Source organism: Rhodococcus sp. O3 (assembly GCF_048897285.1).
Lineage (GTDB): Bacteria > Actinomycetota > Actinomycetes > Mycobacteriales > Mycobacteriaceae > Rhodococcus.
On the sequence record NZ_JBMBTE010000199.1, the window covers coordinates 1 to 5,740 of the forward strand.

The window sequence follows — 5,740 nt, forward strand, 5'->3', positions numbered from 1 at the left end:
GGCTGGGAGCGCGGCGACCCGTCGCTGCTGGCCGAACAGATGGCGCAGCTGCGGCGCCTCGCCCACGCCGTACTGTGGGTTAATCCGCATGCAGGCGTCGACGGCTATCAGCCCGTGCAATCGGGCATCTCGGCGGCGCTGCCCCACATCGACCGTCTGCTCGCGGGCCACAGCCTGGCCACGCTGCAGGCACTGTTGGAGGAGGTTCACCGTGCGTGAGGTTCTCGACGAGCTCGACCGCCGCTACCGGGACGGGGAGCCCGTGGCGCTCGGCACCGTCGTGTCGACGTTCCGGTCGGCGCCGCGCGGGCCGGGAGCGTCGATGCTCGTGGCCGCGGACGGCACCGTCACCGGCAGCGTGTCCGGCGGGTGCGTCGAGGGCGCGGTGTACGAGCTGGCGCAGGACGTCATCGGCGACGGCGTCCCGGTGCTGCAGCGGTACGGGGTGTCCGACGACGACGCGTTCTCCGTCGGGCTGACCTGCGGCGGCATCATCGACGTGTTCGTCGAGCGCATCGACGAACCGAGCTTCCCCGCGTTCCCCGCGCTCATGGACTCGGTGCGCGCGGGGGAACCGGTCGCCGTCGCGACCGTCACCGAGCATCCCGACGCCGGGACCGTCGGCCGCCGCCTGGTGGTGTGGCCGGACCGCGCCGACGGAGAGCTCGGATCCGACCGCATGAACGAGGCCGTCACCGACGACGCCCGCGGCCTGCTCGACGTCGGCCGCTCCGGCACCCTGCACTACGGGCCGGACGGGCAGCGTCGCGGTGAGGGAATGTCGGTGTTCGTCAACGTCTTCCAACCGCCCCCGCGGATGCTGGTGTTCGGCGCGATCGACTTCGCCGCGGCGATGGCGAAGCTCGGGTCGTTCCTCGGATACCGGGTGACCGTGTGCGACGCCCGCGGCGTGTTCGCGACCACCGCCCGCTTCCCCGCCGCCGACGAGGTCGTCGTGGACTGGCCGCACCGCTATCTCGCCGCCGAAGCCGAGGCCGGGCGGGTCGACAGCCGCACGGTCGTCGCGGTGCTCACGCACGATCCGAAGTTCGACGTGCCGCTGCTCGAGGTCGCGTTGCGCATGGACCTGGCGTACGTCGGGGCGATGGGGTCGCGGCGCACCCATGACGACCGGCTCGCCCGGCTGCGGGAGGCGGGGGTCGGCGAGGACGAAATCGCTCGTCTCTCGTCGCCGATCGGCCTGGATCTGGGTGCACGCACCCCCGAGGAGACGGCGGTGTCCATCGCCGCGGAGATCATCGCGCTGCGGTGGGGAGGCCGTGGAGAACGCCTCACCCGGACCGAAGGCCCGATCCACGGTCACGAGGGCGCGCCGGCCGGCCACCGCGACTGAGGATCCGCCGCGCGGAGGAACCGTCGGAAACGGACAGAACCGTCGGAAAGACTACTGCCGTTTCTGCGATTCCGGCCGTTCGGACAGCCCTCGGAGGGCACAGTGTCAGTCATCTGAAGTCATCCGGATTCGGATGCACGGCACGGGAGGCTCGATGCGCATTACTGTCACCGTCGACGGCACCAGCTACACGGACGATGTCGAACCGCGTCTGTTGCTCGTCCACTATCTCCGCGACCGCCTCGGCAAGGTCGGCACGGTCGTCGGTTGCGACACCAGCAACTGCGGCGCGTGCACCGTCCATCTGAACGGCCGCAGCGTCAAATCCTGCTCGGTGCTGGCGGTGCAGGCCGACGGCGCCGAGGTCACCACCGTCGAAGGTCTCGCGACCGACGGCGCGCTGCACCCCGTGCAGCAGGCGTTCCACGACAACCACGCCCTGCAGTGCGGCTACTGCACGCCCGGCATGATCATGTCGACGCTCGACCTACTCAGCGAGAACCCGGACCCCGACGACCGGCAGGTCCGCCTCGGGCTCGAGGGAAACCTGTGCCGCTGCACGGGATATCAGAACATCGTCGCCGCCGCGCAGGACGCCGCGCGACGCCTGCGCGAGGCCGACGCGACCGCGGGAGGTGCCCGATGACCAGCACCGTCGACGCCGGCACCACCACTCCGGAACCGGAGATCGGCAAGGCCCGGTCCCGCAAGGAGGACGAGCATCTGCTCACCGGCCGCACCAAGTGGACCGACAACCTGGTGCTGCCCGGCATGGTGCACCTGGCGATTCTGCGCAGCCCGCTCGCACACGCCCGCATCACCAACATCGACGTCACCGAGGCCCGGAAGATGCCCGGGGTGATCGCCGTCTACACCGGCGCCGATCTGGCCGAGGAGCAGGGAAGCCTGCCGTGCGCCTGGCAGATCACCCCGGACATGAAGGCGCCACCCGCACCGGCGCTGGCGGTGGACACGGTGAACTTCGCGGGTGAAGCGGTCGCGGTGGTCGCCGCGCGCAGCGCGTACGAGGCGCACGACGCACTCGAGGGCATCGACGTCGACTACGACGAACTGCCCGTGGTGCTCGATCTGGCCGCGGCGGCGCGTGAGGGCAGCGACCTCGTGCACCCGGATCTGGGCACGAACGTCAGTGCCACGTGGATCTTCGATTCGGCCGAGGCCGGCACCGGCGGCAACGTGGAGGACGCGATCCGCGACGCCGAGGTCGTCGTCGAGCGCACCTTCCGGCAGCAACGGCTCATCCCCGCGTTCATGGAACCGCGCTCGACGGTGGTGGACCCGACGGGCCCGCAGATCACCATGTGGTCGGCGACCCAGGTGCCGCACGTGCTCAAGCTGATGCTCGCGATGAGTCTGGGCATCCCCGAGCACAAGCTGCGGGTGATCGCGCCGGACGTGGGCGGCGGGTTCGGCGGCAAGCTGCAGGTCACCCCGGAGGAGGTCGTGACCCTTCTGGTGGCGCGGCGGCTCGGCAAGCCCGCCAAGTACACCGAGACGCGCAGCGAGTCGATGGCGGCCGCGCATCACGGCCGCGACCAGATCCAGAAGCTCACCCTCGCCGCGCGCCGCGACGGCACCGTCACCGGGCTGAAGGTGGAACTGCTCGCCGACATGGGCGCCTACCTGCGACTGGTGACCTCGGGTGTGCCGATCCTGGGCGCGTTCATGTTCAACGGCATCTACAAGTTCGGCGCCTACCACTTCTCGTGTACCAACGTGTTCACCAACAAGGTGCCGACCGATGCCTATCGCGGTGCGGGCCGGCCGGAGGCGACCTTCGCGATCGAACGGATCATGGACGAACTGGCCGCCGAACTGTCCATGGATCCGCTGGAGCTGCGCGAGAAGAACTGGATCCGCCACGAGGAGTTCCCCTTCGCGACAATCGCCGGGCTGACGTACGACTCGGGGAACTACGAGGCCGCGACCGCCCGCGCGAAGGAGTTGTTCGACTACGACGCGTTGCGGCGCGAACAGGCGGAGCGGCGCGAACGCAACGATCCGGTGCAGCTGGGGATCGGGGTGTCGACGTTCACCGAGATGTGCGGGCTCGCACCGTCGCGGGTGCTCGGGTCCCTCGCCTACGGTGCGGGCGGCTGGGAGCACGCGTCGATCCGGATGCTGCCGACCGGCAAGGTCGAAGTGGTCACCGGCGCGTCCGCGCACGGTCAGGGTCACGAGACGGCGTTCAGCCAGATCGTCGCGGACCGGCTCGGCATCCCGTTCGAGGACATCGAGGTGCTGCACGGCGACACCCAGACGTCGCCGCGCGGCCTGGACACCTACGGGTCGCGGTCGCTGGCGGTGGGCGGTATCGCGATCGTCGCGGCCGCCGAGAAGGTCGTCGCCAAGGCCCGGCCCATCGCCGCGCACCTGCTCGAATGTGCCGAGGAGGACCTGGAATTCACCAGCGGCCGGTTCCAGGTGGCGGGCACGCAGAAGGCAGTGGCGTTGACCGACGTAGCGCTGGCGGTGTTCGCCGCGCACAACCTGCCCGACGGGATCGAACCGAACCTGGATTCGGAGGCCACCTACGACCCGGACAACTTCTCGTATCCCCACGGCACGCATCTGTGCGCGGTCGAGGTCGACACCGAGACCGGCTGGGTGCGGATCCGGAAGTACGTGTGCGTCGACGACATCGGTCACGTGGTGAATCCGCTGATCGTCGACGGTCAGGTGCACGGCGGGCTCGCGCAGGGCATCGCGCAGGCACTGTACGAGGAGGCGGTGCACGACGAGACGGGCACGCTGCTGAGCGGATCGTTCGCCGAGTACCTGCTGCCGTCGTCGGCGGACCTGCCGGAGTTCACCACCGACCGCACCGAAACCCCCGCGACGGGGAACCCGCTGGGCGTCAAGGGCGTCGGCGAGGCCGGCACGATCGCCTCGACACCGGCGGTGGTCAATTCGGTGCTCGACGCGGTGCGCCATCTCGGTGTCCGCGACATCGAAATGCCGTGCACGCCGATGCGGGTGTGGCACGCGATCGAATCCGCTCAGGGAGGGGCCCGATGATTCCGTCCGCGTTCGACTACGTCGCCCCGACGAGTCTCGACGAGGCCGTCGACGCGCTGGTCTCCGCCGGTGAGGATGCGAAGGTCATCGCCGGTGGCCAGAGCCTGATGCCGGTGCTGCGGTTGCGGATGGCCGCACCGACGGTGCTCGTCGACATCGGTCGTGTCCCCGATCTGAGCGGGGTGCGCGAGGACGGCGACGAACTCGTGATCGGTGCGATGACCACCCACCACGACGTGGCGCACGACCCGTTGGTCCGCGAGCACGCCCGCCTGCTCGCCGAAGCCGCGAGCACGGTCGCCGATCCACAGATCCGGCATCGCGGCACGCTGGGCGGCGCTCTCGCGCATGCCGATCCGGCCGGGGACATGGGCGCGCCGGTGCTGGCACTGGACGGCACGTTCGTCGCCGTCGGTCCGTCCGGGCGGCGCAACATCCCGGCCGCCGATTTCTTCGAGGACTACTTCACCACGGCGCTCGGCGCCGACGAGATCCTCGCCGAGATCCGGATCCCGAAGCACAGCGGCTGGGCGGCGCACTACGAGAAGTTCAACCGGGTCGCGCATGCGTGGTCGATCGTCGGTGTCGCGGCGACCGTCGCCGTCGAGAACGACACGATCGCGCAGGCGCGGGTCGCGTTGACGAACATGGCGTCGGTCCCGGTCCGGGCGCGCGGAGTCGAGGAGCTACTCACCGGTCGGCCGGCGAACGCGGATACGATCCGGGAGGCCGCCGAGCGCGCCGCCGAGGGCACCAGTCCCATCGGTGACGGCAACGCGGACGTCGAGTACCGCACGCATCTCGCCCGGGTCCTCACGCGCCGAGCCGTGACGACGGCAGCCGGGCTCTGACATCTGAGGGGATCGACCATGCAACTGGAACATCAACTGTCCGTGCCCGCCCCGATCGACGAGGTGTGGTCGGCGGTGCTCGATCCGGAGAAGGTCGCGCCGTGCATGCCGGGCGCGACCCTCACCGGCGTCGACGGTGACACCTTCACCGGCACCGTGAAGGTGAAGATCGGGCCCGTCGCCCTGACCTACAAGGGCACCGGCGAGTTCGTGGAGAAGGACGAGGCCGCGCGGAAGGTGGTGCTGCTGGCCAAGGCGAAGGACTCCCGCGGCAACGGCACGGTGGACGCGACCATCACCATCACCCTCACCGAGAACGGCGAGAAGACCGACGGCACCGTGAACACGGATCTGTCCATCACCGGTAAGCCGGCCCAGTTCGGGCGGGGCATGATCTCCGACGTCGGCGGCAAGATCATCGAGCAGTTCGCGGAGTGCCTGTCGAAGAAGCTCGGCCCGGCCGCCGAGGAACCGGCTCCCGCAGCCGAGGCCCCTT

Annotated in this window: 6 protein-coding genes; all 6 read left to right on the top strand. The window is 69.9% G+C overall.

What is annotated here, in order from left to right; genetic code table 11:
* A partial coding sequence (locus ACN675_RS27245; RefSeq protein WP_420753786.1) for a VWA domain-containing protein occupies window positions 1-219 on the top strand: 219 nt, incomplete at its 5' end.
* Window positions 212-1,354 (top strand): XdhC family protein, encoded by a 1,143-nt coding sequence (locus ACN675_RS27250; RefSeq protein ID WP_420753787.1) that lies wholly within the window; start codon window positions 212-214, stop codon window positions 1,352-1,354. The genes ACN675_RS27245 and ACN675_RS27250, both read left to right, overlap by 8 nt.
* A 154-nt stretch (window positions 1,355-1,508) precedes the next feature.
* The gene (locus tag ACN675_RS27255) at window positions 1,509-2,000 is read left to right on the top strand and encodes a (2Fe-2S)-binding protein (RefSeq protein ID WP_420753788.1); all 492 of its coding nucleotides are present in this window, start codon (window positions 1,509-1,511) and stop codon (window positions 1,998-2,000) included.
* The gene (locus ACN675_RS27260; protein WP_420753789.1) at window positions 1,997-4,393 is read left to right on the top strand and encodes a xanthine dehydrogenase family protein molybdopterin-binding subunit; all 2,397 of its coding nucleotides are present in this window, start codon (window positions 1,997-1,999) and stop codon (window positions 4,391-4,393) included. The genes ACN675_RS27255 and ACN675_RS27260 overlap by 4 nt, the downstream gene beginning before the upstream one ends.
* On the top strand, window positions 4,390-5,244 hold the full coding sequence (locus tag ACN675_RS27265; protein WP_420753790.1) for an FAD binding domain-containing protein: 855 nt from the start codon (window positions 4,390-4,392) through the stop codon (window positions 5,242-5,244). The genes ACN675_RS27260 and ACN675_RS27265 overlap by 4 nt, the downstream gene beginning before the upstream one ends.
* A gap of 18 nt (window positions 5,245-5,262) precedes the next feature.
* A partial coding sequence (locus ACN675_RS27270; protein ID WP_420753791.1) for an SRPBCC family protein occupies window positions 5,263-5,740 on the top strand: 478 nt, incomplete at its 3' end.

What these genes read in the sequence shown, in the direction of transcription:
- ACN675_RS27255 (WP_420753788.1), top strand. Translation starts at nt 1,509, where the DNA reads ATGCGCATTACTGTCACCGTCGACGGCACCAGCTACACGGACGATGTC.
- ACN675_RS27260 (WP_420753789.1), top strand. Translation starts at nt 1,997, where the DNA reads ATGACCAGCACCGTCGACGCCGGCACCACCACTCCGGAACCGGAGATC.
- ACN675_RS27265 (WP_420753790.1), top strand. Translation starts at nt 4,390, where the DNA reads ATGATTCCGTCCGCGTTCGACTACGTCGCCCCGACGAGTCTCGACGAG.